Origin of the sequence: Streptomyces sp. SID11385 (assembly GCF_010548245.1) — a bacterium.
Classification (GTDB): domain Bacteria; phylum Actinomycetota; class Actinomycetes; order Streptomycetales; family Streptomycetaceae; genus Streptomyces.
In genome coordinates this window covers 1-222 of sequence record NZ_JAAGLR010001141.1, presented here as the reverse complement: position 1 = coordinate 222, position 222 = coordinate 1, and the positions used below count along the sequence as shown (strand labels likewise).

General features: G+C 58.6%; 1 pseudogene. It reads left to right on the top strand.

Annotated features, from left to right (window positions below):
* Positions 1 to 222, top strand: a pseudogene (locus tag G3I42_RS34580) (ABC transporter ATP-binding protein); the annotation flags it as partial.

Genomic DNA, 222 nt, shown 5'->3' with positions numbered 1-222 from the left:
GTGCTCATCAACGGCGTCGACATGGTGAACAGTCCCGAGCGGAAGATCATGGAGACCCGGAAGCTCTTCGGTCTCATGTTCCAGGACGGTGCGCTCTTCGGATCGATGTCCCTCTTCGACAACATCGCCTTTCCGCTGCGTGAGCACACCCGAAAAAAGGAATCCGAAATCCGCCGGATCGTCATGGAGCGGATCGACATCGTCGGACTCCTCGGCGACGAG